Raw genomic sequence first — 23,379 nt, 5'->3', positions numbered from 1 at the left:
GATCGATTACCCCTTGGCCTGCGCCGCTGCCGCCAGCGCCTTGTCGGCTGCAGCCTTCTGCGCATCGGTCGGCCGCTTCAGGCCGATCTTCATCGTGAAATTCGCGACGCGGCGCTGATCTCGCTGGCTCAGATTGACCGTCGTCGAAGTGATTTCGACCAGCTCCGGCTTCACCAGCCAGGGGCTGTTGTTGCCCAGGTTGCGCAGCAGCTCGGACACGCGTTCGTTCGACTGCGCCATGCCTTGCAGCGTGACGGTCTGGTTGTCCTGCTTCATGTTGGTCAGGTAGACACCGTCGGGCAGTTGCCGGACCAGTTCGTTGAGCAGGTGCACGGGCAGGTTGCGGTCACCCTGCAGGTCTTCGACCGCCTGCTGGCGCGCGCGCAGGGCCGCGATTTCGTCCTGCAGCGTCGAGATTTCCTTGATCTCGACCTCGAGCTTCTTGATCTCGGCCTGCAGGAAACTGTTCTTCGATTGCTGGGTCGAGATCTGCGCCTCGAACCAGAGGTAGCCGAGGCCGGCGATCAAGCCGCCCAGCAGCGCAGCGCCGCCGAGGGTTCCATAGAAGGCCTCGCGACGCCGCTTGCGTGCGGCTTCGCGGTGCGGAAGCAGATTGATGAGGATCACTGCAGGAACCTCCGCATGGCAAGGCCGCACGAGGTCAGGTACGAGGGCGCTTCGCGCCGCACCTTCTTCTCGCGGATGCTCGGCCCGAAATCCATGCCGTCGAACGGATTGACGAGCGAGCAGGCAAAAGAGGTCTGGCGGGTGACGGCGCTGGTCAGGCCCGGCAGCGACGACGAACCGCCCGCCAGCAGCACATAGTCCACCCGGTTGTGCGGCGTGCTGGTGAAGAAGAACTGCAGCGCGCGCGCGATTTCCTGGGCGATGCTTTCCACGAAGGGCTTGAGCACGCCCGAGCCGTAGTCGTCGGGCAGGTCGCCGCTGCGCTTTTTGGCTTCGGCTTCTTCGGCGGAAAAGCCGTACTGGCGGACGATCAGCTGGGTCAGTTGGGCGCCACCGAAGGCCTGGTCGCGGTCATACAGCACCTCCTGGTTACGCAGCACCTGCATGCTGGTGGTAAAGGCGCCCACTTCGAACAGCGCGACGATCGAATCCACGCCCTTGCCGGGCAGTTGCTCGATCAGGCGTGCGGTGGCGAGGCGCGAGGCATAGGACTCGACGTCCAGAATCATCGCCTTCAGCCCGGCCGCTTCAGCCAGGCCTTCGCGGTCCTGGACCTTTTCCTTGCGGGAGGCCGCGATCAGCACTTCCACATCGCCGGCGGACGAGGTGCTGGGGCCTGTGACGCAGAAGTCGAGGCTCACCTCGTCCAGCGAGAAAGGGATGTACTGGTTGGCTTCGGACTCGACCTGGATCTCGAGTTCCTGCTCGCTCATGCCACCGGGAAGAATTATCTTCTTGGTGATCACCGCAGAAGGCGGCAGCGCCAACGCGACGTTGCGCGTCTTGGTGCCGCTCTTGCGCACGACGCGCCGGACGGCCTCGGCCACCTCGTCGAACTTCTCGACGTTGCCGTCGGTGATCCAGCCGCGTTCCAGGGGCTCGATGGCGCAGCGCTCCAGAACCAGCTTGCCGCTGGCCTCGCGGCCGAGCTCTACCAGCTTGACGCTGGACGAGCTGACATCCAGCCCAAGCAAGGGGGCGTTTTGACGACGAAACAATGATCCAAGAGCAGCCAAGTTAGGTCCCTCTCCCCCTGTATTTGTAACCAATGGAAAAATATGCGTTCGGTTGCACTCTAGCAGCAGGCGTGGCGCCAACCAAGCAACCCGAGGGGGCAAAACGGCCAACCGTTGTCAAAACCTGACGTCAAAGCCGCATTCTGTAACTTTTGATTTAGGACTGCGCGGGACAGCAAAGATCGGATCGCGCCCAAGGGGCGGCTTTTTATAATGTCCGGTGACTCTCCGGGCCCTCATGCAAGAAACTTCACGCCCCAAAGGGCCAGCCAAGACCCCTCCTCCTCCCACGCGCCCCGCCTGGCTCAAGTGGCTGCTGCGCTTTGTGTTCTGGGGACTCGGCATTGCCGCGGCCGGCGTGCTGTCGGTCCTCTGCGTGGTGGCAGTGGCCCTGGCCGTCGCCTATCCGAACCTGCCGGACATCTCGGAACTTTCCGACTACCGACCCAAGCTGCCGCTGCGGGTTTTTTCCGCCGAAGGCACGCTGATCGGCGAGTTTGGCGAAGAGCGCCGCAACCTCACACCGATCGCCGCCATCCCCAAGGTGGTGAAAGACGCGGTGCTCGCCGCCGAGGACGCACGCTTCTATGACCACGGCGGCGTCGACTACAAGGGCATGGTTCGCGCCGGTCTGGCCAACCTGAACCGCGTGAAGAGCCAGGGCGCCTCGACCATCACGATGCAGGTGGCGCGCAATGTCTACCTGAGCTCGGAGAAGACGTTGACCCGCAAGGTCTACGAGGTGCTGCTGACCTTCAAGCTGGAGCACCTGCTCAGCAAGGACCAGATTTTCGAGATCTACCTGAACCAGATCTACCTGGGCAACCGCGCCTACGGTTTCGCTGCCGCCTCGGAAGCGTATTTCGGCAAGCCGCTGCAGGAACTGACGATCGCAGAGGCCGCCATGCTGGCCGGCCTGCCGAAGGCGCCGGGCGCGAACAACCCGGTCAATAACCCGCAACGCGCGCGCGGCCGCCAGTTCTATGTGATCGACCGCATGCAGGAAGCCGGCTTCATCACCGCCGAGCAGGCGGCCGAAGCCAAGAAGGAAGAGTTGCATCTGCGCGACGCGGCCGATCCGAACCGCCTGCATGCCGAGTACGTCGCCGAAACCGTGCGCCAACTGATGTACGCCCAGTACGGCGACAGCACCTACACGCGCGGCCTCAAGGTCTACACCTCGCTGGTCGCTGCCGATCAGGCGGCTGCCTACAAGGCGCTGCGCAAGGGGATCATGGATTACGAGCGCCGCCAGATCTACCGCGGCCCCGAGAAGTTCGTCGACCTTCCCAACGACCCCAAGGACCTGGACGAAGCCGTCGATGACGCGCTGACCGACCATCCCGACAACGGCGATGTCATGGCCGCCGTGGTGCTCAAGGCCAACGCCAAGGAAATCACCGCGGTGCGTGGCAACGGCGACCCGGTGCAGATCACCGGGGAAGGCCTCAAGCCCGCGCAGTCCGGGCTCTCCGACAAGGCCCCACCCAATATCAAGATTCGCCGCGGCGCGGTGATCCGCGTGGTGAAGACGCCCAAGAACACCTGGGAAATCACGCAACTGCCTGAAGTGGAAGGTGCCTTCATCGCCATGGATCCGCGCGACGGGGCGATCAAGGCGCTGGTGGGCGGCTTCGATTTCGGCAAGAACAAGTTCAACCACGTCACGCAGGCCTGGCGCCAGCCGGGTTCGAGCTTCAAGCCGTTCATCTACTCGGCCGCGCTCGAGAAGGGGTTCACCCCCGCGACCGTCATCAACGACGGCCCGCTCTTCTTCGATGCCGGCACCACCGGCGGCCAGCCGTGGGAGCCCAAGAACTACGGCGGCGGCTACGACGGCCCGATGTCGATGCGCACGGCGCTCATGAAGTCGAAGAACCTGGTGTCGATCCGCATCCTGCAATCCATCGGCACCCGCTACGCGCAGGAATGGATCACCAACTTCGGTTTCGACAAGGACAAACACCCCGCCTACCTGCCGATGGCGTTGGGCGCCGGCGCCGTCACGCCGATGCAGATGGCGGTGGGCTATTCGGTGTTTGCCAATGGCGGATACCGCGTCAATCCGTACCTCGTGACCCGCATCACCGACCACAAGGACAAGGTCTTGGTCGACAAGCAGCCCTCGCTGCTCAATGAGGCGAACCGCGCCATTCCCCAGCGCAACGCCTTCATCATGGACACGCTGCTGCAGTCCGTGGCGCGCGCCGGTACCGCGGCCAAGGCGCAGGCGATGCTCAAGCGGCCCGACCTGTACGGCAAGACCGGCACCACCAACGATTCGCTCGATGCCTGGTTCGCGGGCTTCCAGCCGACGATGACGGCCATCTCGTGGATCGGCTACGACACCCCGCGCAATCTGGGCGACCGCGAAACCGGCGGCGGCCTTAGCCTGCCGATCTGGATCAACTACATGGAGACCGCCATCAAGGGCGTGCCCGTGACAGACCTGTCGACCACGCCGCCTTCGGGCATCGTGAGCGTGGGCGGCGAGTGGTATTACGACGACTACGCGCCAGGCCGCGGGGTAGCGACCCTGGGCGTGGAAGCCGCCGCGCCCGTGGCACCGGTCGAAGCCCTGACCGGCGCGCCGGTGAGCCCGCCGGCGCCGCCGGAAGAGCGCAACCGCATCCTCGATCTCTTCCGGAACTGACGAACGACCCGAATCAGCCGGCCGCGAACACCAGCGGCTGGCCTGCCTGCAGCGTGGCTTCGCGCGAGAGGTTGCCGAAGAACTCCTCGCCCGTCTTGGTGTCGACCCAGGCCTGGCCGTCATGTCGGTAGTGATAGCCACCGGACCGAGCGGCCAGCCAGATCTCCTGCAACGGCTTCTGCAGGTTCACGATCAGCTGGCTCCCGTTCTGGAAGGAAATCGTGATCATCCCGCCCACCCGCTGGTTGTCGAGGTCGGCGTCGGTCGCGTCGTTGATGCGGTCGCAGGCTCGCTCGATCGCAGCAAGCGCGGCTTCGGCGCGGTCCATGTACTCGGTGTCGGTCATTACAATTTCGCTATGTTGAATGTTCGCCAAATTCTAGTGACCGCCCGCGGCCGCACTGTGCTCATGGTTTGCATCGCCGCTGCGGCAGCCGGGCTCGCCGCCTGCGGCCAGCGCGGTGCGTTGTACCTGCCGAACGACCCTGCAGCCGTCCAGCGAGCCACCCTGCCGCAACTGCTCACCCCGGGCAGCTCGGGCGCTTCTTCCAATGAAGCCGCACCCAAGCCTGCCGCCGCCAGCAGCGCGCCGGCCGCAGCCACCACCGGCAGCGGAGCGCCCAAGTAATGAACGCCTTCCTCCCCGGCCATCCCCATATTGCCCACCGCGACGGCGCCCTTCATGTCGAAGGGCTGGCCCTCGATGCGCTGGCACGCGAACACGGCACGCCGCTGTTCGTCTATTCGAAGCAGTGGATGCTGGACGCACTGGCCGCCTACCAGCGCGGCTTCGAAGGCCGCGATGCCTTGATCTGCTACGCGATGAAGGCCAATTCGTCGCTCGGCGTGCTGCGCGTGTTCGCCGAGGCGGGCTGCGGGTTCGACATCGTCTCGGGCGGCGAACTCGCCCGTGTGCTGGCCGTCGGCGCCGATCCGAAGAAGATCATCTTCTCGGGCGTCGGCAAGACCCGCGCGGAAATGCGCCAGGCCCTCGCGGCCGGGATCGCCTGCTTCAACGTCGAGAGCGAAGCCGAGCTCGATGTGCTGAACGAAGTGGCACTGGCCGAAAGCCGCCGCGCGCCGATCAGCATCCGCATCAATCCGAACGTCGATCCGAAGACGCATCCCTACATTTCCACCGGCCTCAAGGGCAACAAGTTCGGGATTGCCCATGACCGCGCGGTCCAGGCGTACCAGCACGCCGCGAAGCTGCCGGGTCTCGAAGTGGTCGGCATCGATTGCCACATCGGCTCGCAGATCACCGAAGCCTCCCCGTATCTGGACGCCTGCGATCGCGTGCTCGACCTGGTCGAAGCCATCGAGGCGGCCGGCGTGCCGATCCATCACCTGGACTTCGGCGGCGGCCTGGGCATCGACTACAACGGCGAGGTGCCGCCCAAGGCCGACGACCTCTGGCAGCAGTTGCTCGCCAAGCTCGACGCGCGCGGCTTCGGGCAGCGCAAGCTCGTCATCGAGCCCGGCCGTTCGCTTGTCGGCAACGCGGGCGTGTGCGTGACCGAGGTGCTCTACACCAAGCCGGGCGAAGACAAGAATTTCTGCATCGTCGATGCGGCAATGAACGACCTGCCGCGTCCCGCGATGTACCAGGCCTTCCAGAAAATCGTGCCGCTGCGCCTCCGCGCCGGCGATGCGCCGACCTACGACGTGGTCGGCCCCGTCTGCGAGAGCGGCGACTGGATCGGCCGCGACCGCGCGCTCAACGTGCTGGCCGGCGACCTCCTGGCCGTGTTGTCGGCGGGCGCGTACTGCATGAGCATGGCCAGCAACTACAACACGCGTCCGCGTGCGGCCGAAGTGCTGGTGAGCGGCCAGGGTGCCACGCTGATCCGTCGCCGCGAGACGATGGAAGACCAGCTGCGCAACGAACTGGCCTGACTAGGTGGTGCTGCGCAGCGGCTTCTCGCCGCCGCTACGCGCACCTGCGGGTGCGCTCTTCGCCTTCCGCTTGCTCGCGTAGTTCCACACGCGCCATCCGAGCAGCACCACGATGATCGCGACGTAGACGAACACTTCCGCGAAGTTGTTCTTGCCCGCACGCATCCAGAAGAAGTGCAGCAGGCCCAATCCGGCGATCAGATACACCAGCTTGTGCAGCATCTGCCAGCGCTTCGCGCCCAGCGCCTTGATCGCGCGATTGAACGAGGTCGCCGCCAGCGGCGTCAGCAGCACGAAGGCCGAGAAGCCCACCAGGATGAACGGCCGCTTGGCGATGTCCTTGGCGATCTCACCCCACTCGAAGCCCATGTCGAACCAGCTGTAGCACAAGAGGTGCAGCACCACGTAGAAATACGCGAACAGTCCCAGCATGCGGCGAAAGCGCGCGAGCGCATTCCATTTGCTGATGACGCGCAGCGGCGTCACCGCCAGCACGATGCAGATGAAGCGCAGCGTCCAGTCGCCGGTCGCGCGGATCAGGTATTCCTGGGGATTGGGTCCCAATTGTTGGACGATCACGCCGTAGGCCAGCCACGCGAACGGCAACAGGCACAACAGGAAGATGACCGGCTTGGTCGCCGGGTGCATGAGCAGCTTGTTCATGGGGCGGGAGCGGAGTGGCGAAGCGCGCTCAGTAGTTCTTCTTCAGGTCCATCCCTGCATAGAGCTGGCCGACCTGCGCTTCGTAGCCGTTGAACATCAGCGTCTTGTTGCGCTTGGCGAACAGCCCGCCGCCATCGCCGATGCGGCGCTCGGTCGCCTGGCTCCAGCGCGGATGGTCGACGTTGGGGTTCACGTTCGAATAGAAGCCGTACTCCTGCGCCGCCGCCTTGTTCCAGGCCGTGCTCGGCTCCTTCTCGACGAAGCGGATCTTGACGATCGACTTGGCCGACTTGAAGCCGTACTTCCATGGCACCACCAGCCGCACCGGCGCGCCGTTCTGGTTGGGCAGCACCTCGCCGTACATACCGAAGGCCAGCAGCGTGAGCGGATGCATCGCCTCGTCCATGCGCAGGCCCTCGGTGTAGGGCCAGTCGAGCACGCGCGAACCGACGAAGGGCATGGTCTTCGGGTCGGCCAGCGTCACGAACTCGATGAACTTGGCGTTGCCCTGCGGCTCGACCTTCTTGATGAGCTCGGCGAGCGAATAGCCGATCCACGGGATGACCATCGACCAGCCCTCGACACAGCGCAGGCGGTAGATGCGCTCTTCCTGCGCGCTCAGCTTGAGCAGGTCCTCGATGCCGTACTTGCCCGGCTTCTTGACCAGGCCCTCGACCTCGACGGTCCACGGACGCGTCTTCAGCGTGCCGGCGTTCTTGACCGGGTCGCCCTTGTCGGTGCCGAACTCGTAGAAGTTGTTGTAGCTCGACGCGTCCTTGTAGTCGGTGAGCTTTTCCATCGTCTGTGCGCCCGGCACCGTCGACTTGACGGCGGGCAGCAGTGCCAGCTTGTGCGGGCCCGTCGCCTGCGCGAAGGCCTCGCGCCCGGCAAAGCTGGCCAGTGCCGCGCCTGCCGCGCCGGTGGCCATCAGCTTGAGCAGGTCGCGCCGGCCTTCGTAGACGGCGCGTGGCGTGATTTCGCTCGGCAACGGATGAATGAAGCCGCTGGTATCGCGGCGGTGCGAGCGGGAATGGGACGACATGGCAGGCCTTTCGCGTGAATCGTTGGTCTCAGGGTAGTTCGTGGCATCCCCTGGTTTGGTTACGCGCCATGGCGGCGCGTGGTTTCAATTCTTCGCAAAAGGCGGCGGACGCGCGCCTACAGCGTGCCGTAGCTGTGCAGCCCGCTCAGGAACATGTTGACGCCGAGGAACGCAAAGGTCGTGACCGCCAGCCCGCCCAGCGCCCACCACGCAGCCACCGTGCCGCGCAGGCCCTTCACGAGCCGCATGTGCAGCCAGGCTGCGTAGTTGAGCCAGACGATCAGCGCCCAGGTTTCCTTCGGATCCCAGCTCCAGTAGCCGCCCCAGGCGTCGGCGGCCCACAGGGCGCCGAGCACGGTGGCGATGGTGAAGAAGGCGAAGCCGACGGTGATCGACTTGTACATGACGTCGTCGAGCACCTCGTTGGCCGGCAGGCGCGCCGCGATGCGCTTGCGCCCGAGCAGGATGCCCGCGGCAATCAGCGCCGAGATGCCCGCGTAGATCACCCAGTAGCTGCCGCCGGCTTCCTGCACGCGCTGGCGGAATGCCACCGGCACGAAGCACAGCGCCACGCCCAGGAGCCAGATCGGCGTGAGCTTGTACCAGCGGGTCTCGGTGGCCTGTTCCTTGATGAGGTAGGCGAACGCGACCATCGCCGCGAGCGCGAAGGTGCCGTAGCCGATGAAGTTGGCGGGCACGTGCAACTTCATCCACCAGCTCTGCAGGGCCGGCACCAAGGGCTGGATTTCATGCGCCTCGCGCACGATCGTGTACCAGAGCAGAAAGCCGACTGCGGCGCTCACCACCAGCATCACGAAGGCGCCGAGTGCGCGGGTGTTGTAGCGCTCTTCGAAATAGAGGTAGAACGCGGCCGTCAGCCAGCAGAACAGCACGAACACTTCGTACAGGTTGCTCACCGGGATATGGCCGATGTCCGGGCCGAGTTGGTGGCTCTCGTACCAGCGCACCATGGTGCCGATCAGCGCCATCGTTACCGCGGCCCAAGCGAGGCGCGAGCCGATCGCATCCAGGGTGTCGGCCTGCTTGCCGCCGAAGAAGCCGAGCCAGTAGAACACCGTGCTCATGAAGAACAGCACGCTCATCCAGAGGATGGCCGACTGGCTCGAGAGGAAGTACTTGAGCCAGAACACCGAATCGGCGCGCGCCAGGTCGCCCTGGTAGGAGGTGATCGCCAGCAGCGAGGCCGCGGCCACCACGATGGCCAGCACCCTGAGCGGTCGCCAGAACCAGCCGATGGCGATCATCGAGATCACTGCCGCGGCGAGGATCGGCTTCTCGTAATAGTCCATCGACCCCGCATAGCGGGTGAAAGCGAACAGGCCGCCCGCCAGCACCAGCGCCGCGAACACCCAGTCGAACAGGTTCCGGCGCGAGAGCCAGCTTTCATTGAGCGTGAGGGTCGTGGTGTTCATTTTGTCGCCGTTGGTTCTTTGTCCAGTACGAGCAGCTTGTGCTTGAGATGCTCGAATTCGCGGTCACTGTCGATCGTCTTGCGGTTGACCGAAAAGGCCATCGTGGCGGCCGTTGCGTTGTCCCCGGAAGCGGTGCCATCGGGCGTGAGCCACACCCACAGCCGCCGCTCGCGCACGTACAGCATGGCAAAAATCCCGACGATCAGCAACAGGCAGCCCAGATAGACGACGTTCTTGCCGGGCGCACGCGCCACCTGGAACACGCTGGCCTGCACCTGGGTGAAGTCGGTCATCATCATCGCGACAGGCGCCGGATAGAAATGCGCATCGCTGATGGCCAGCACCGCCTGGGTGAGATAGGCCTGCGATTTGTCGTCGCTCGGCAGCGCAGTGAGGCCGGCGCCTTCGCGGCTCAGGTTGAGCACTTCGAACAGCACGTCGTTGAGGATGCGCACCAGCACCGCGCCGGCGCGTTCGCGTTCGGCCTCGGGCACGTTGGCTTCCATGAATTCGGCAATCGCCTGCCAGCCGCCAGCCGTGGTGGCATCGGCCTTTGCGCGCTCGCTGCCCGAGAACAGCGCAAGAGCCCGGGTGGCGGACACGCGCAGCTGCTCCGCCATTTCGGGCCGCTTCGGATCGGTTGCCTTGGCGATGTAGCGCTCGATGGCGCGCGCGCGGGTATCGGGGTCGGCCAGCGCGGTGCGCATGCGCACGAAGCCGTCCATGGAGCCCTGCTCGTCGGCCGGCACGCGCAGGTAGCGGAACGGGTCTTCGGGCTTCTCGCGCATGCCCAGCAGGAACACCGGCTGGCCGTCACCGGTGTCGACCGGCACCATGTAGTTCTGGTACTCCCTCGCCTGCCCGGCCGCATCGCGCAGCTTGTAGCCGATGCTCGGGCCGATGTTGCGCAGCACCTTGGGCTTGTTGGTCTTGTTGGCGGCGCCCAGGCGCGATTCGAGGCTGTGGCGAAGGTCGACCTTGCGCACGTCGGCGCCGCTGCCCATCGCGCCGCCTTCGGCGAAGTTCTCGACGTTGATCACGCGCAGCGCGGCGTATTCGAGCGTGAGCTTGTCCTTGCCGTTGGTGATCTCGGTGCTGGGGCCACCGATGATGCCCTCGACCTCGAAGGGCTTGGCCGCGGCCGCCATCGGCACGGCCTTGAGCTTCACCCTGGAGCCGCCGTCGTCGAAGCTCGACTGGTAGATCTCCACGCCCTTGTAGCTGGCCGGATGATTCACCTCGATGCGCGCCGGCACCTGCGCGCCGGTCTCGCGGTCGTGCAGCACCACCTCGCTCGCAAAGAGCTTGGGCATGCCGGTCGAGTAGTAGTCGACGATGAATTTCTTGAGTTCGATGGAGAACGGCAGCTCCTGCAGCAGCACGCCGTCGGCCTGGTTCAGGATGGCCACGCTGCCCTGCCCGCCCTCGGGCACAAGGATGTTGCCGCGGAAGGTCGGGTTGTTGACCGAGAGCCGGTGCTCGGGCGCCACGTCGGCGATCATGCCCCCGCCCGTGAAGACGCTCTTGCCGTTGAACCAGGTTTGCGCGCGCACCACGAGGTCGCCGTCGAGCAGGCCGCCGATGCACACCAGCACGATGGCGCTGTGCGCCGCGATGTACCCCAGCTTGTGCGCGCCGCCGGCACGCGCGGCGACCATCCAGCCCGGCGCGGCCTTGCCGTCGCCGGAGCCCTCGCGCTGCTGCAGCTTGACCTTCCAGCCGCCGCTCACCAGCAGCTGGCCGATGCGGTTGGCGGCGGCGTCCGGCGTTTCCGCGAGCTTGTTTTCGGCGCGCTGGCCGAAGGCCTTCAGGCTCTGCGCGCGGATGTCTTCCTTGAAGGTCTTCAGGTCGACCAGGATGCGCGGCGTGTTGCGCGCGATGCACAGCGTGGTGCTGATCACCAGGAACAGCAGGATCAGCAGGAACCACCAGGCGCTGTAGATCGAATCGAGCCGCGCCGCGCGGAAGAGCTCTGCCCAGAACGGCCCGAACTGGTTGATGTAGTTGTTGATCGGCTCGTGCTGCTTGATGACCGTGCCGATGATCGAGGCGATGCAGATGACGGTGAGCAGCGCGATCGCGAAGCGCATCGACGAGAACAGCTCCACCGCCGCGCGAAGCACTTGCGGGCCGCGATGAACGCGAAGGCCATGGGTGGAGACTGACATCGGGTGGGGCGCTGGAAAAGGAGGAAAAAACAAAAGGGCGGGCCATCCTCCTGGATCGGCCCGCCCTTTGTTTGGGATTGTTGTCGGCGGTTAGTTCACGCTGGAAAGCGCGGGATCAGAGGCTGGGAGGCAATTCGGCGTGACCGAGCAGCCCCCGCACATGGCCCCAATCAAGGCGCAAAGCGCAGCCATAGCTCGGGCTATGGCGAGCATTTGCAACGCAGAGTGGGGCCATGTGCGGGGGATGAGCGGTCATGTCGGATTGCCTCTCAGCCTCTCAGCGCAGGCCGGCGATGTAGTCGGCCACGGCCTTGATTTCGCGGTCGTTGAGCTTGGCGGCAACGCCAGTCATCGGCAGGCTGTTGGTGCGCACGTTGTCGCGGAAGGCCGTCAGCTGTGCAACGGTGTACTCGGCGTTCTGGCCGCCCAGGCGCGGGTACTGGGCGGGGATGCCGGCGCCGTTCGGGCTGTGGCAGCCTGCGCAGGCCGGGATCTGGCGATCGCCGATGCCGCCGCGGTAGATCTTTTCGCCCAGGGCGATGGTGTCCTTGTCTTTCGAGAAGCCTGTCTTGACCTTCTTCGAACCGACGAACCAGGCGATGTTGCGCATGTCTTCTTCGGACAGCGCCGAAGCCAGCGGCTTCATGATCGCGCTCTTGCGGGCGCCGGACTTGAAGTCCTGCAGCTGCTTGAGGATGTATTCGGGATGTTGTTGCGCCAGCTTCGGGTTGGCCGCGATGGCCGAGTTGCCGTCGGCGTTGTGGCATGAAGCACAGCTCTGGCTGTTGGCCGGCGTTGCGTTGAACACCGTGTCGCCCTTGGCGGGATCGGGCTTGGCCGGCTTGGCTGCTGCCGCTGCGGGGGCGGCTGCATGTTCATCGGCTGCAAAACTCGCGCTGGCTGTGACGCCCATGAGGGCTGCAAGCAGAATATTGGCAAACAACTTCATATCGGGGGCTTAGATTTATGGCGCAAAACCCCGCGATTCTACAATGGCGCCCCGTTCCGAAAGCCCATTGATGACCTCCCCGCGCGCCAAGTCCGCCGCTTATCCTCCCCGCGCGGCCCCCGCCGCGGACCCGCAGGTCGCCGAACGCGAGCGCGTGGCCCTCGGCTGGCTGCACACCGCCCACTTCCTCACCAGCGCTCCGCAGCTGGAACACCTGCCCCCGGTCGACCTTCCGGAGATCGCTTTCGTCGGCCGATCGAACGCGGGCAAGTCGACCGCCATCAACACCCTCACCCAGCAGACGCGCCTGGCTTTTGCCTCGAAGACACCGGGCCGCACGCAGCACATCAACCTGTTCGGCATCGGCAAGCAGAAGGTCGACGACGCGGTGCTGGCCGACCTCCCCGGCTACGGCTACGCGGCCGTGCCGAAGGAGGCCAAGCTGCGCTGGCAGCGCGTGATGGGCAACTACCTCATGACGCGCGAAAGCTTGCGAGGGGTTGTCCTGATGTGCGATCCGCGCCACGGTCTGACCGAGCTCGACGAGATCCTGCTCGATGTGATCCGCCCGCGCGTGCAACAAGGCCTCAAGTTCCTGGTGTTGCTCACCAAGTCCGACAAGCTCACCCGCAGCGAGGGCGCCAAGGTGCTGTCGATTACGCGACTGAACGCGGGCGGCGGCGAGGTCAAACTCTTCTCGGCGCTGAAGAAGCAGGGCGTCGGTGAGGCGGCGGAGCTGCTGTGGCGCTGGGTGCATCCGGAGGAAGGCACCGCGCCGGCGGCAGCACCAGAGCCACCGCCCGACGAAACCTGAGGCCGAACGGCTGCATTGACCGTCCCGCCTGCTCAGTTCACTATCAAAACAATAGCGACAGTCAACCCAAGGAGACACGAAGCATGATCGAGACCTTCCAACGCAGCCTGCCCAACGGCACCACACTGAGTTGCCGCGCGAGCGGCAAGCCGGGCCAGCCGCTGATGGTGTTCCTGCACGGTTTTCCCGAGGCCGCGTTCATCTGGGACGAACTGCTCGACTACTTCGCGGACCCGGCCCACGGCGGCTACCGCTGCGTGGCGCCCAACCTGCGCGGCTTCGAGAAATCCAGTTCGCCGACCGAGGTGGCCGAGTACAAGGCGCACCTGCTGATCCAGGACATCCAGCAGCTCGTTGCCACCGAAAGCGCCGACGGGACGATGGCCGCGCTGGTCGCGCACGACTGGGGCGGCGCCTTCGCCTGGGGTTACGCCAATGCGTTTCCGGCGCAGGTCGGCAAGCTGGTCATCATCAATTCGCCGCACCCGGGCACCTTCACCCGCGAGTTGCGCAACAGCCCGGCGCAGCAGCAGGCGAGCGCGTATATGAATTTCCTGGCCCGTCCCGATGCCGAAGCGCTGCTCGCGGCGGACGACTTCAAGCGCATGTGGCCGTTCTTCACGCTGATGAAGGCCGGCCCCGACGGCTTCGGCTGGCTCACCGAGGAAGTGAAGCAGCAGTACCGCGAAGTCTGGAGCGCGGGCCTCACTGGCGCCTGCAACCTCTACCGCGTGACGCCGATGAAGCCGCCGCTGCCGGGCCAGAGCATCGACGGCATCCCGGTGCTGCCGCGCGAGCGGCTCACGGTGAACGTGCCCACCTTCGTGTTCTGGGCGCTGGACGACGCGGCGCTGCTGCCGGGCCTGCTCGAAGGGCTGGAGGAATATGTGCCGAAGCTCGAGCTCAAGAAGGTGCCCAACGCGACCCACTGGATCGTGCACGAGCAGCCGCAACTGGTCGCGCGCGAGATCGAGTCCTTCCTGCAGCGCAACGCGTAATCAGTAGATATTGGGCTCGCCTTCAGGGCGGGTCTTGAAGCGGCGATGCACCCAGTAGTACTGGGACGGCATCGTGTCGATGTAGCCCTGCAGTCGCTCGTTCATGAGCGCGGTGTCGGCCTCGACATCGTCAGTGGGGAAGTTCTGCCACGTTGGCTTCACCTCGATCTCGTAGCCGCCAGGCGTGAGCTTCGCCACCACCGGCACCACCTTGGCCTTGCCCAGCCGCGCGAAACGCGACAGCGAAGGCACGGTCGCGGCCTGCACGCCGTAGAACGGCACGAAGATCGTCTGGTCGCGGCCGAAGTCCATGTCGGGCAAGAGGTACAGCAGGCCGCCCTTGCGCAGGCCCGAGAGCACCGGCTTGATGCCGTCCACCCGGTTGAGCGCCGCCACGTCGCCGAAGCGCGTGCGGCCTTCGCGGATCCAGGCGTCGACCATCGGGTCGCGCTGTGTCGTGTAGATCGTGGCCGAGGGGCGCGCGGTGTGCATGGTGAGCGCGGTGGCCGCGGCGTCGAGGCCATAGAAGTGCGGCGCGAACAGGATCATCGGCGCGTCGCCTTCGGCGATTTCGCGGATCTCGGACTCGGAGCCCACGATCTTCAAGCGGCTCGCCACCACCTTTTCCGGCGCATGCCAGAGCCAGCTGCGGTCCAGCCACGACTGCGCGACGAAGACGAAGGTCTCGCGCGCAATGGCGCGGCGCTCGGCCTCCGATTTCTGGGGGAAGCAAATGGCGAGGTTCCTGTCGACCACGCGCCGCCGCGGCACGGCGATCGTGTGCAGCAAGCGGCCGAGAATCTTGCTGAAGCCGCGCACGAGCGGCAGCGGCAGCGGTGCCAGCACCCGCATGAAGCCGATGCCCAGGCGCGAGCTGAGGCTCATGGCGTCTGCTCCCCGGTAATGGCCGCGACAGCCCGGTCGGCGCGCGGCTCCTTGTAGCGCGCGTAGTCCCAGACGTATTGGCCGGGCAGGCTGCGGATCAGGCGGCCGATGCCGTCGTTCATCGCCGCGGCCGCGTCTTCGACAGAAGCGTTCGGGTCGGTCAGCGCCGTGCCCACGATGGGTTCGAAGCGGATCACGTAGCCCGCGCCGCGCGGCAGTCGCTCGCACACGCTGAGAAAACACGCGGCACCGGTCTGCTGCGCGAGGCGCGGGAGCAAGGTCATGGTGTAGGCCGGCCGGCCGAGGAATGGCACCCACACGCCCTGCCCCATCGGCGGCACCTGGTCGGGCAGGATGCCGGTGTAGCCGCCGCTGCGCAGCGTACGGATGAGGCCGCGCACGCCGGTGTTGTTGGTCGGCAGCGTCTGCAGGCCCGGCCGGTCGCGCGAGCCGGCGGCGATCAGGTCGGCCATCCACTTCTTGCGCGCGGGGCGGAACAGCGCGGTGATCGGCCCGAAGGCCTCGAAGAAGCGCTCGCCGATCGCCTGCCCGCACATCTCCCAGCTGCCCAGGTGCGGCGCGACCAGGATCACGCCCTTCTTCGCCCGCATGGCGGCCTCGAAGGCCTCGACGCCTTCCCAGCGCACCACGCGCGGCAGCACGCTCTCCCCCTGCGGCCGCAACCACAGCCAGGGCAGCTCGGACGCCATGTGGCCGGCGGCGGCGATGGCGGGGCGGTATTGGTCGGGGGCGAAACCCGCGCTTTCGGCATTGGCCTTGAATCGGCGGCGATAGTCCGGCGCGCAGAACCAGACCAGCCAGCCCAGCATGGCACCCAGGCGATGCATCAACGGCATCGGCACGCGGGCGAGCAGGCGAAACAGGGTGATCATTGAACGGGGAAGGGAGTCAAAAAACGGACGCGCGCGCATGGTATTGCGCGGCTCTAATAGAATGCAAATTGTCGCCGAGTTACGGAACAACTTGCAGGGCGACAACCACAAGCGCAAAGCGATTGTGTTCCGCCGATTCCTCGGCATCTGCTAAAGCGTTCGCCAGGGCTCCGCAGAGTTGGCAACGCGCCAAACCACTTCAAGGAGCTTTGAACAAATGGCGAACGACTTCCTCTTCACTTCCGAATCCGTTTCCGAAGGCCACCCCGACAAGGTCGCCGACCAGATCTCCGACGCCATCCTGGACGCGATCTTCGAGCAGGACCCCCGCAGCCGCGTGGCCGCCGAGACGCTGACCAATACCGGCCTCGTGGTGCTCGCCGGCGAAATCACGACCAACGCGCACGTCGACTACATCCAGGTCGCGCGCGACACCATCAAGCGCATCGGCTACGACAACACCGAGTACGGCATCGACTACAAGGGCTGCGCGGTGATGGTCTGCTACGACAAGCAGTCCAACGACATCGCCCAGGGCGTGGACCACGCCTCCGACGACCACCTGAACACCGGCGCCGGCGACCAGGGCCTGATGTTCGGCTACGCCTGCGACGAAACGCCCGAGCTGATGCCCGCGCCGATCTACTACGCGCACCGCCTGGTCGAGCGCCAGGCCCAGTTGCGCAAGGACGGCCGCCTGCCCTTCCTGCGCCCCGACGCCAAGAGCCAGGTCACGATGCGCTACGTGGACGGCAAGCCCCACAGCATCGACACCGTGGTGCTCTCCACGCAGCACAGCCCCGACCAGAGCGAGACCTCGACCAAGATGAAGGCCTCGTTCAACGAAGCCATCATCGAAGAGATCATCAAGCCCGTGCTGCCCAAGGAATGGCTCAAGGACACGCGCTACCTGATCAATCCGACCGGTCGCTTCGTCATCGGCGGCCCGCAGGGCGACTGCGGCCTCACCGGCCGCAAGATCATCGTCGACACCTACGGCGGCGCCTGCCCGCACGGCGGCGGCGCGTTCTCGGGCAAGGACCCGTCCAAGGTCGACCGCTCGGCTGCCTACGCCGCGCGCTACGTGGCCAAGAACATCGTGGCCGCGGGCCTGGCGCGCCAGTGCCAGATCCAGGTCGCGTACGCGATCGGCGTGGCCCAGCCGATGAACATCACGGTCTACACCGAAGGCACGGGCGTGATCTCGGACGAGAAGATCGCCGAACTCGTGCGCGAACACTTCGACCTGCGTCCGAAGGGCATCATCCAGATGCTCGACCTGCTGCGCCCGATCTACCAGAAGACCGCCGCCTACGGCCACTTCGGCCGCGAAGAGCCCGAGTTCACCTGGGAAGCGACGACGCAAGCGGCTGCCCTGCGCGCAGCAGCCGGCCTCAAGTAAGCAGATCGAAAAGACGGTGGGTCGTCAGAAGCGGTACGCACCGCCGAGACCCACCGTCCAGTTACGGCCTGGCGCAGGCTCGTAATAGCGCGCATTGCCTTCGTTGACGATGACCGAGCCCACGTAGCGCCGGTCGAACAGGTTGTCGACACGCGCGAAAGCGTTGAACTCCCAGCGCTCCCATTTCTTCAGATAGCCCGCATACAGCGCCGCGACGGCATAGCCCGGCGCGCTCGCCGTGTTGACGTCGTTCGCCTGGATGCGCCCGAGCGCGCGCAACTCGACACCGGCGCGCCAGCCCTCGGGCGGCACCCAGCCCAGCGACGCGAAGAGCGACTGCCGCGCGATGCCCGGAATGCGGTTGCCGCCGGCCACGGTGTTGGCCGCCGCGCAGGGCGACGGCGAGCAGAAGGCATCGCGGTACGTCGCATCGAGCCATGTGTAGGCGAGCTGCGTGCGCCAGTGGTTCGACGTCTCGTGCTGCCAGCCGAGTTCGAAACCGTTGCGCCGCGTGCGCCCCGCGTTCTGGAAGGTGGCCCGGCCGCCAACGTTGGTGTCGGTCACGATCTCGTCGCGCGTGCGGGTCTGGAACAGCGCAGCCGTCAGCAGCCCGCCGGCGAGCCGCGCCTTCGCGCCCAACTCGATGCTGTCGTTCACCGATGGCCGCAGCGCGAAGTTGAGCCCGCTCGCGCCACCCGCGCGGTACGACAGTTCGTTGAGCGTCGGCGTCTCGAATCCGCGGCCGATGGAGCCGTAGAGCGCCAGGTCCGGCGTCGCTTGGTAGCGCAGCGACGCAACCGGCAGCGTCTTGCTGTAGCGCGCGGTGCCGCTGTCGTCGCGGTTCGGGCCCACGATGTAGCGGTCGTTCGATGCGAAGTGCACGCTGCTGCGGCGCACGCCGGCCTCGAGTGTCCAGCGGTCGGTGAAGCGCCAGGTGGCCTGCGCGTAGGGGTCGAGGTTCCACACCTCGTTGCGCTCGCTGCGGCGCAGGCGCCCCTGCACGCCCAGCACCGGGTTCGCGACACTGCCGAGGTAGTTCTCGTAGCCGCGGCGGCGCTCGCGCAGGCTGTCGTAGCCGAGGCCCGCCACCACGTCCAGCGGTCGGTCGGCCAACTGCAGCGCGGCGGTCCAGCGCACATCGACGCCGCCGTACTGCCGCGAGAGATCGATCACCCCGCCCGCGTGCAGCGGGTTCTGCTCGGCCGAGGGCGGGATCGATTGGTACTGCGTGGTCTTGCGCTCGCCGCCATAGACCATGAAGCGCAGCCCCTGGGTCGCGTCGATGCGCCGCTCGTAGAGCATGCCGAGTTGCGTCTGCTCGACCGTCTTGCGCGTGTCGTACTGCATCGCGAGCGGCGCGTTGCGGGGCGCTCGCGCGTACTGGTCGGCGGTCAGGCCCAGTGGGTCCTGTGCGTCGATGCGCACGCTGTTGAGCACGAGCGTGAGCTTGTCGCCGTTGTCCAGCGCAATGCCCAGCTTGCCGTTGGCGATATCGCGCCGCGCGGCGCTGTGCTCGCGCCAGCCGTCGGTGTGGAAACGGCTCGCGCCCAGCAGGTAGTCGACGGCGCCTTGCGATCCGCTGACCTGCATCGACTGCCGCCAGGTGCCGAAGCTGCCGCCGGCTGCGGAATACGAAAGACGCGGTGCGCCCTCCCCCGATGCGGTGAAGGCCTGCATCACGCCGCCCGATGAATTGCCGTAGAGCGCCGAAAACGGCCCGCGCAAGACCTCGACGCGATCGACCGAACCGATGTCGATGTTCGACGTCTGCCCCTGCCCGTCGGGCAGCGTGGCCGGGATGCCATCGACATAGAGCCGCACCCCGCGAACGCCGAAGGTCGAGCGCGCACCGAAGCCGCGGATCGACAGCTGCAGGTCCTGCGCGTAATTCAGCCGGTTCTGCACCTGCAGCCCCGGCACCGCGCCGAGGCTTTCGGAGAGGTTCACCTGCAGGCGGCCCTCGCGCATCTCCTCGCCATCGATCCGGTCGACCGAACCGGGCACGTTGAACGGTGCGACCTGGCCGCGCGGCGTGGAGACGGTGACCTCGGGCAGTTGGTCCGTCGTCGCTCTGGCCGTTGGCGCTGGCTGGGCATGTGCCGCGAATGGAATGCCCAGCAAGAGCAGTCGAACGGCGTTGGCGAGTGCAACATTCATTGCACCGATTCTGCGTTGGTGCGCCGGAGCCCTCGCCTAGCGAGAACCCGACGAGAACGAACGACGTGCGGCTAGCGCTTGGGCGACCGGCGCCAGCCGTACCAGGCGCACACGACGACCGGAATGCCGAGCGCGAACCAGGCCAGCATGTCGCCGAACCCACCGTCGCTGAAGAGCGCGGAGATCAGTCCGATGGTCGTCAGCACGCCGAGCACGATCGGCCAGCCCCACATGCGCCAGAAGGACTGGTGCGGCGTCTTGTGGTGATGAGTCGTCATGCCTGCACCTTCATGGCCGGTGCCGGATCGGGCTGTGCGCCCGATGCCGTGGGCGGCGCGCGCCCCGAGGCGGGCGAAGCCCCAGGTGTCTTCGCCGGCACGGTGTTGCCGCGCTTGAGCCACAGGTAGAGCCCGCTGCCCAGCACGATGATGGTCGCGATATCGAGCAAGGCCCAGAGGATCTGCATCGGCATGCCGCCGTAGTCGCCGAAATGCAGCGGCTGCGACACCAGCAGGGCCGTGAGGTACCACGGCATCTTCGGCGCCGCCGTCACCTCCGCGGTCTTGGCATCGACCAGCACCGGCTGCAGCAGCTTCGAGGTGAAGGGCTCGTTGCCGCGCATGAAGAAGGTGTTGTGGTGCGGGCTCGAGAACGCGGTGCCGGGGAACGCGATGAACGTCAGCTTCATGCCGGGCGTGCGCTTCAATGCCTCGTCCATCGAGCGCTGCACCGAGCCGCGTTCGGCCACGGCCACGACCGGTTCGTCCTTGTAGGGCGCGAGCAGCGCGCTGAGCTGGTCGTACTGCCAGTACTTGATGACCAGGTCGGCCCACGTGTTGATCATGCCGGTGGAGCCCACCACGAACAGCCATACCAGCGTGACGATGCCCAGGAGGTTGTGCAGGTCGAGCCACTTCAGGCGCGGGCGCTTCTCGCGCCGCACGGTGCCGAAGTCGAGCTTGCGCATGAAGGGCGAATAGAGCACCACGCCCGAGACGATCGCCACCAGCAGCAGGAAGCCCATGAAGCCGAGGAACAGCTTGCCGGGAAGCCCGGCGAAGAGGTCGACGTGCAGCTTGAACATCACGTACATGAAGCCTTCGTCGAACTTGGGCTGGGCCAGCACGACGCCCGTGCGCGCATCGACCGCGACCGACTTGAAGTCGTCCGTGGGCGCCGGCGTGGGCGTGAGCGTGACGAACCACAGGCCGTCGTCGTCCTCGGGCTGCGAGACGAACTGCACCACGCGGTCGGGGTGCTTGGACCTGGCGATCTCCAGCACCTTGTCCAGGCTGACGCGCGGCGTGTTGGCCGGCATCTTCGGCGCCTCGACCTCGGTGCCCAGCAGGTGCCCGATCTCGTGATGGAAGATCAGCGGCAGCCCGGTGATGCACAGGAGCAGCATGAACACCGTGCACACGAGGCTGCTCCACTTGTGCACCCAGGCCCAGGTCTTGATCTTTCGGCTGTTCATGTCGTTGCGGCTCTGTGGGTTGAAGGTTGCGGCTAGAAGCGGTAGGTTGCGCTCGCGACGATGTTGCGGCGCGAACCGTACCAGCAGTCTCCACGCGACAGGCAGGTAGAGAAGTACTTCTTGTCCGTCACGTTGTTGATGTTGAGCGCATAGCGCCAACTCGCGGTGTCGTAGGCGAACACCAGGTCGGCCAGGACGACGCCCGGGATGCGGGGGCCAATGCCGAACTGGAGGTCGCGGAACGAGCTCATCGCCCGCACGCCGGCGCCGGCCGAGAAGCCGCTCGCGCCGCCGATGGAGAACCTGTACTTCGCCCAGACGCTGGCCTGGTGCTTGGGCAGGCCTTCGATCTGCGCATCGGCATCGATGTAGTTGTAGTGGGCGATCAGGTCGAGGTTGGAACCGATCGAGCCCTTGGCTTCGAGTTCCACGCCCTTGGTCTTGGTGAGGCCGCGCTGCGAGAACACGTTCGGCTGTTCCTCGACGACCTGGTTCTTCTCGCGCAGGTCGTACACCGCGGCGCTGAAGGCCAGGGCGCGATCCTTGGGTTCGTATTTCACGCCCACTTCCCACTGTTCGCCGCGCAGCGGCGTGAAGATGCGGCCCTGGCGCGGCGACTGCGGCGTGAACGACTCGCTGTAGCTCACATACGGCGACCAGCCCGAAGGCGACGCGTACATCACGCCCAGACGCTTGGTGGTGGCGCTGCTCTTTTGTTCCTCGCTGCCGACGGCGCTGGAGGAGGCCCGGTCGTGGCGCAGGCCCGCCACGAAGATCCAGTTGTCGAGCTTGATCTGGTCCTGCAGGTAGATGCCCGTCTGGCGCTGGCGCGTGCGCGGCAGCGCGGTGGCGTCAGGCACGTCGCGGTGACCATAGACCGGCGCGTAGATGTCGATGCTGTCGACATTGGTGCCGCTCCAGACGTTCTCGCGCTGGCGCGCGAAATCCGCGCCCACCAGCAGCGTGTGCTTGAAGGCACCGGTCTGGAAATGGCCCTCGACGTGGTTGTCCAGCGTCTGGGTGCGGTTGAGGGTCAGCTGGTTGTCGAAGTAGCGGCCCAGCACGCGCTTGAAGATCGGATCGCTGGACCAGCTGTCGAACCCGCTGAACGCGGCGCCATAGTGGTATTGGTTGGCGTTTTCGTTCTGCGCATAGCGGAAGTTCTGCCGCACGGTCCAGTTGTCGTTGAACTTGTGTTCGAACTGCCAGCCGAAGGTCTTGCGCTCGCTGTTGTAGAAGTCGCCCGGCTCACCGATGTAGCGGCTGCCCGGCAGGCGCCCGTTGGGGTTCGGCACCAGGGTGCCCTCCCACGGCAGGAACTGCGAGCTGCTGCCACTCTTGTCCTTTTGCCACAGGCCTTGCAGCGTGAGCGAGGTCGCCGCGCTGGGCCGCCAGGTGAGCGAGGGGGCGATCAGGCTGCGGTCGTCGGGCACGTAGTCGACCTGCGTATCCGACTTGCGCTGCACGGCAATCAACCGGTACGACAGGGAGCCGTCGGCATTGAGCGGCCCGGTCAGGTCGGCCTGGATCTGCTTGCGGCCGAAACTGCCGAACTGCACGCCCACTTCGCGCTGGGCCTCCTGCAGCGGCCGCTTGCTGACCATGTTGACCACGCCCGCGGCCGTGCCCGCGCCGAACAGCATGCCCGAGGGGCCGCGCAGCACTTCGAGCCGCTCCAGCGTATAGGGGTCGGTGCGGGTGGTGCTGGTGTAGTAGCCGTAGGCCTGGCGCAGGCCGTCGAGGTAGACGTCGGGGGTGGCGCCGCGCACCCGCACCGAATCGGTCCGCGAGTCGAGGCCGTAGGCGTCGGAGCGCACGCCGGCGGCGTAGTTGAGCGCGTCCTGCAGGTTGGTCGCGCCCTGGTCGACGATCTGGTCGCGCGTCACGACAGTCACGGATTGCGGCGTTTCGGACAGCGGCGTGTCGGTCTTGGTGGCGGTGACGGCATTCTTCGCGCGGTAGCCGATGACGGGGCTGGTCGCGGTTTCGGCTTCGGCGTTCGCATCGACCCGCACTTCCGGCAGCGAACCCTGGGCAGCCGTCTGGGCCAACGCCTGATGCTGCGCGTAAACAGCCATGCATCCCACCAGAACCGAAGCGGCCCTCTGCCGCACCAACTTCCTCGTCATCTCTGCTCCACTCCAAGTATCAATTAAGAATAGTTCTCATTTTAGTAGGTAAAAAATCTCAATTTATCCAATCCCCGGGCGCAGCACAGGGGGTTGCGTTGCGCATTTGCATCCTCGGCG

At 66.0% G+C, this 23,379-nt stretch carries 20 protein-coding genes; 6 read left to right on the top strand and 14 right to left on the bottom strand.

Going from position 1 to position 23,379, the window contains the following annotated elements; genetic code table 11:
• Nucleotides 1–6 precede the first annotated feature (6 nt).
• Together J2W23_RS22095 and J2W23_RS22090 are read right to left on the bottom strand one after the other, a co-directional pair.
• Nucleotides 7–627 (bottom strand): PilN domain-containing protein, encoded by a 621-nt coding sequence (locus J2W23_RS22095; protein WP_176660373.1) that lies wholly within the window; start codon nucleotides 625–627, stop codon nucleotides 7–9.
• Nucleotides 624–1,703, bottom strand: a complete 1,080-nt coding sequence (locus J2W23_RS22090) for a pilus assembly protein PilM (protein WP_013539687.1) — start codon at nucleotides 1,701–1,703, stop codon at nucleotides 624–626. Before J2W23_RS22090 ends, J2W23_RS22095 begins: the two co-directional genes overlap by 4 nt.
• A gap of 238 nt (nucleotides 1,704–1,941) precedes the next feature.
• Here J2W23_RS22090 and J2W23_RS22085 point away from each other — a divergent pair, with 238 nt between their 5' ends.
• Complete coding sequence (locus tag J2W23_RS22085) at nucleotides 1,942–4,356, top strand: penicillin-binding protein 1A (RefSeq protein ID WP_176660372.1); 2,415 nt, start codon at nucleotides 1,942–1,944, stop codon at nucleotides 4,354–4,356.
• A 13-nt stretch (nucleotides 4,357–4,369) separates the two neighbouring features.
• Here the strand turns inward: J2W23_RS22085 and cyaY are convergent, their stop codons facing one another.
• The gene (cyaY, locus tag J2W23_RS22080) at nucleotides 4,370–4,702 is read right to left on the bottom strand and encodes an iron donor protein CyaY (RefSeq protein ID WP_176660371.1); all 333 of its coding nucleotides are present in this window, start codon (nucleotides 4,700–4,702) and stop codon (nucleotides 4,370–4,372) included.
• 63 nt (nucleotides 4,703–4,765) lie between these two features.
• On the opposite strand from cyaY, the gene lptM reads away from it, so the two are divergent.
• Nucleotides 4,766–4,984: an LPS translocon maturation chaperone LptM gene (gene lptM / locus J2W23_RS22075; RefSeq protein WP_307650260.1), complete on the top strand. Its 219-nt coding sequence runs from the start codon at nucleotides 4,766–4,768 to the stop codon at nucleotides 4,982–4,984.
• On the top strand, nucleotides 4,984–6,252 hold the full coding sequence (gene lysA, locus J2W23_RS22070; protein ID WP_176660369.1) for a diaminopimelate decarboxylase: 1,269 nt from the start codon (nucleotides 4,984–4,986) through the stop codon (nucleotides 6,250–6,252). The genes lptM and lysA overlap by 1 nt, the downstream gene beginning before the upstream one ends.
• On the opposite strand, the gene J2W23_RS22065 is transcribed toward lysA, so the two are convergent.
• The 5 genes from J2W23_RS22065 to J2W23_RS22045 all read right to left on the bottom strand — a co-directional run bounded on the left by J2W23_RS22065 (nucleotide 6,253) and on the right by J2W23_RS22045 (nucleotide 12,507).
• Complete coding sequence (locus tag J2W23_RS22065; RefSeq protein WP_307650259.1) at nucleotides 6,253–6,915, bottom strand: sulfite oxidase heme-binding subunit YedZ; 663 nt, start codon at nucleotides 6,913–6,915, stop codon at nucleotides 6,253–6,255.
• A 28-nt stretch (nucleotides 6,916–6,943) separates the two neighbouring features.
• Nucleotides 6,944–7,957, bottom strand: coding sequence for a protein-methionine-sulfoxide reductase catalytic subunit MsrP (gene msrP, locus J2W23_RS22060; RefSeq protein WP_307650258.1), 1,014 nt, complete (start codon nucleotides 7,955–7,957; stop codon nucleotides 6,944–6,946).
• Nucleotides 7,958–8,073: 116 nt separating this feature from the next.
• Entirely contained in the window at nucleotides 8,074–9,390 is a 1,317-nt protein-coding gene (ccsB, locus tag J2W23_RS22055) for a c-type cytochrome biogenesis protein CcsB (RefSeq protein WP_176660366.1), read from the bottom strand.
• Nucleotides 9,387–11,558, bottom strand: a complete 2,172-nt coding sequence (locus J2W23_RS22050) for a cytochrome c biogenesis protein ResB (protein ID WP_307650257.1) — start codon at nucleotides 11,556–11,558, stop codon at nucleotides 9,387–9,389. Before J2W23_RS22050 ends, ccsB begins: the two co-directional genes overlap by 4 nt.
• A gap of 277 nt (nucleotides 11,559–11,835) precedes the next feature.
• Nucleotides 11,836–12,507 carry a c-type cytochrome gene (locus J2W23_RS22045; protein ID WP_307650256.1) on the bottom strand — a complete coding sequence of 224 codons (672 nt, stop codon included), beginning with the start codon at nucleotides 12,505–12,507 and terminating at the stop codon, nucleotides 11,836–11,838.
• Between the two features lie 70 nt (nucleotides 12,508–12,577).
• On the opposite strand from J2W23_RS22045, the gene yihA reads away from it, so the two are divergent.
• On the top strand, nucleotides 12,578–13,321 hold the full coding sequence (gene yihA, locus J2W23_RS22040; RefSeq protein WP_307650255.1) for a ribosome biogenesis GTP-binding protein YihA/YsxC: 744 nt from the start codon (nucleotides 12,578–12,580) through the stop codon (nucleotides 13,319–13,321).
• Between the two features lie 83 nt (nucleotides 13,322–13,404).
• On the top strand, nucleotides 13,405–14,319 hold the full coding sequence (locus J2W23_RS22035; RefSeq protein ID WP_307650254.1) for an alpha/beta fold hydrolase: 915 nt from the start codon (nucleotides 13,405–13,407) through the stop codon (nucleotides 14,317–14,319).
• Here J2W23_RS22035 and J2W23_RS22030 read toward each other — a convergent pair whose 3' ends face one another.
• Together J2W23_RS22030 and J2W23_RS22025 are read right to left on the bottom strand one after the other, a co-directional pair.
• Nucleotides 14,320–15,204 (bottom strand): LpxL/LpxP family acyltransferase, encoded by an 885-nt coding sequence (locus J2W23_RS22030; RefSeq protein WP_307650253.1) that lies wholly within the window; start codon nucleotides 15,202–15,204, stop codon nucleotides 14,320–14,322.
• Nucleotides 15,201–16,097, bottom strand: coding sequence for a lysophospholipid acyltransferase family protein (locus tag J2W23_RS22025; protein ID WP_307650252.1), 897 nt, complete (start codon nucleotides 16,095–16,097; stop codon nucleotides 15,201–15,203). The genes J2W23_RS22030 and J2W23_RS22025 overlap by 4 nt, the downstream gene beginning before the upstream one ends.
• A gap of 217 nt (nucleotides 16,098–16,314) precedes the next feature.
• Between J2W23_RS22025 and metK the strand changes: the two genes are divergently transcribed.
• The gene (gene metK, locus J2W23_RS22020) at nucleotides 16,315–17,499 is read left to right on the top strand and encodes a methionine adenosyltransferase (RefSeq protein WP_176660359.1); all 1,185 of its coding nucleotides are present in this window, start codon (nucleotides 16,315–16,317) and stop codon (nucleotides 17,497–17,499) included.
• A 24-nt stretch (nucleotides 17,500–17,523) separates the two neighbouring features.
• Here the strand turns inward: metK and J2W23_RS22015 are convergent, their stop codons facing one another.
• From J2W23_RS22015 to J2W23_RS22000, 4 genes are all read right to left on the bottom strand, one after another.
• Nucleotides 17,524–19,656: a TonB-dependent receptor gene (locus J2W23_RS22015; RefSeq protein WP_307650251.1), complete on the bottom strand. Its 2,133-nt coding sequence runs from the start codon at nucleotides 19,654–19,656 to the stop codon at nucleotides 17,524–17,526.
• 71 nt (nucleotides 19,657–19,727) lie between these two features.
• The gene (locus tag J2W23_RS22010) at nucleotides 19,728–19,934 is read right to left on the bottom strand and encodes a hypothetical protein (RefSeq protein WP_176660357.1); all 207 of its coding nucleotides are present in this window, start codon (nucleotides 19,932–19,934) and stop codon (nucleotides 19,728–19,730) included.
• A complete protein-coding gene (locus J2W23_RS22005; RefSeq protein ID WP_307650250.1) occupies nucleotides 19,931–21,130 on the bottom strand; it encodes a PepSY-associated TM helix domain-containing protein in 1,200 nt (399 codons plus the stop codon). Before J2W23_RS22005 ends, J2W23_RS22010 begins: the two co-directional genes overlap by 4 nt.
• Nucleotides 21,131–21,162: 32 nt before the next feature.
• A complete protein-coding gene (locus J2W23_RS22000) occupies nucleotides 21,163–23,259 on the bottom strand; it encodes a TonB-dependent siderophore receptor (protein ID WP_373423973.1) in 2,097 nt (698 codons plus the stop codon).
• Between the last annotated feature and the right edge of the window lie 120 nt (nucleotides 23,260–23,379).

The sequence above is a fragment of the Variovorax boronicumulans genome, assembly GCF_030812215.1.
GTDB classification, from domain to species: Bacteria; Pseudomonadota; Gammaproteobacteria; order Burkholderiales; family Burkholderiaceae_C; genus Variovorax; species Variovorax boronicumulans_C.
This window is presented reverse-complemented; position numbering and strand designations above follow the sequence as displayed.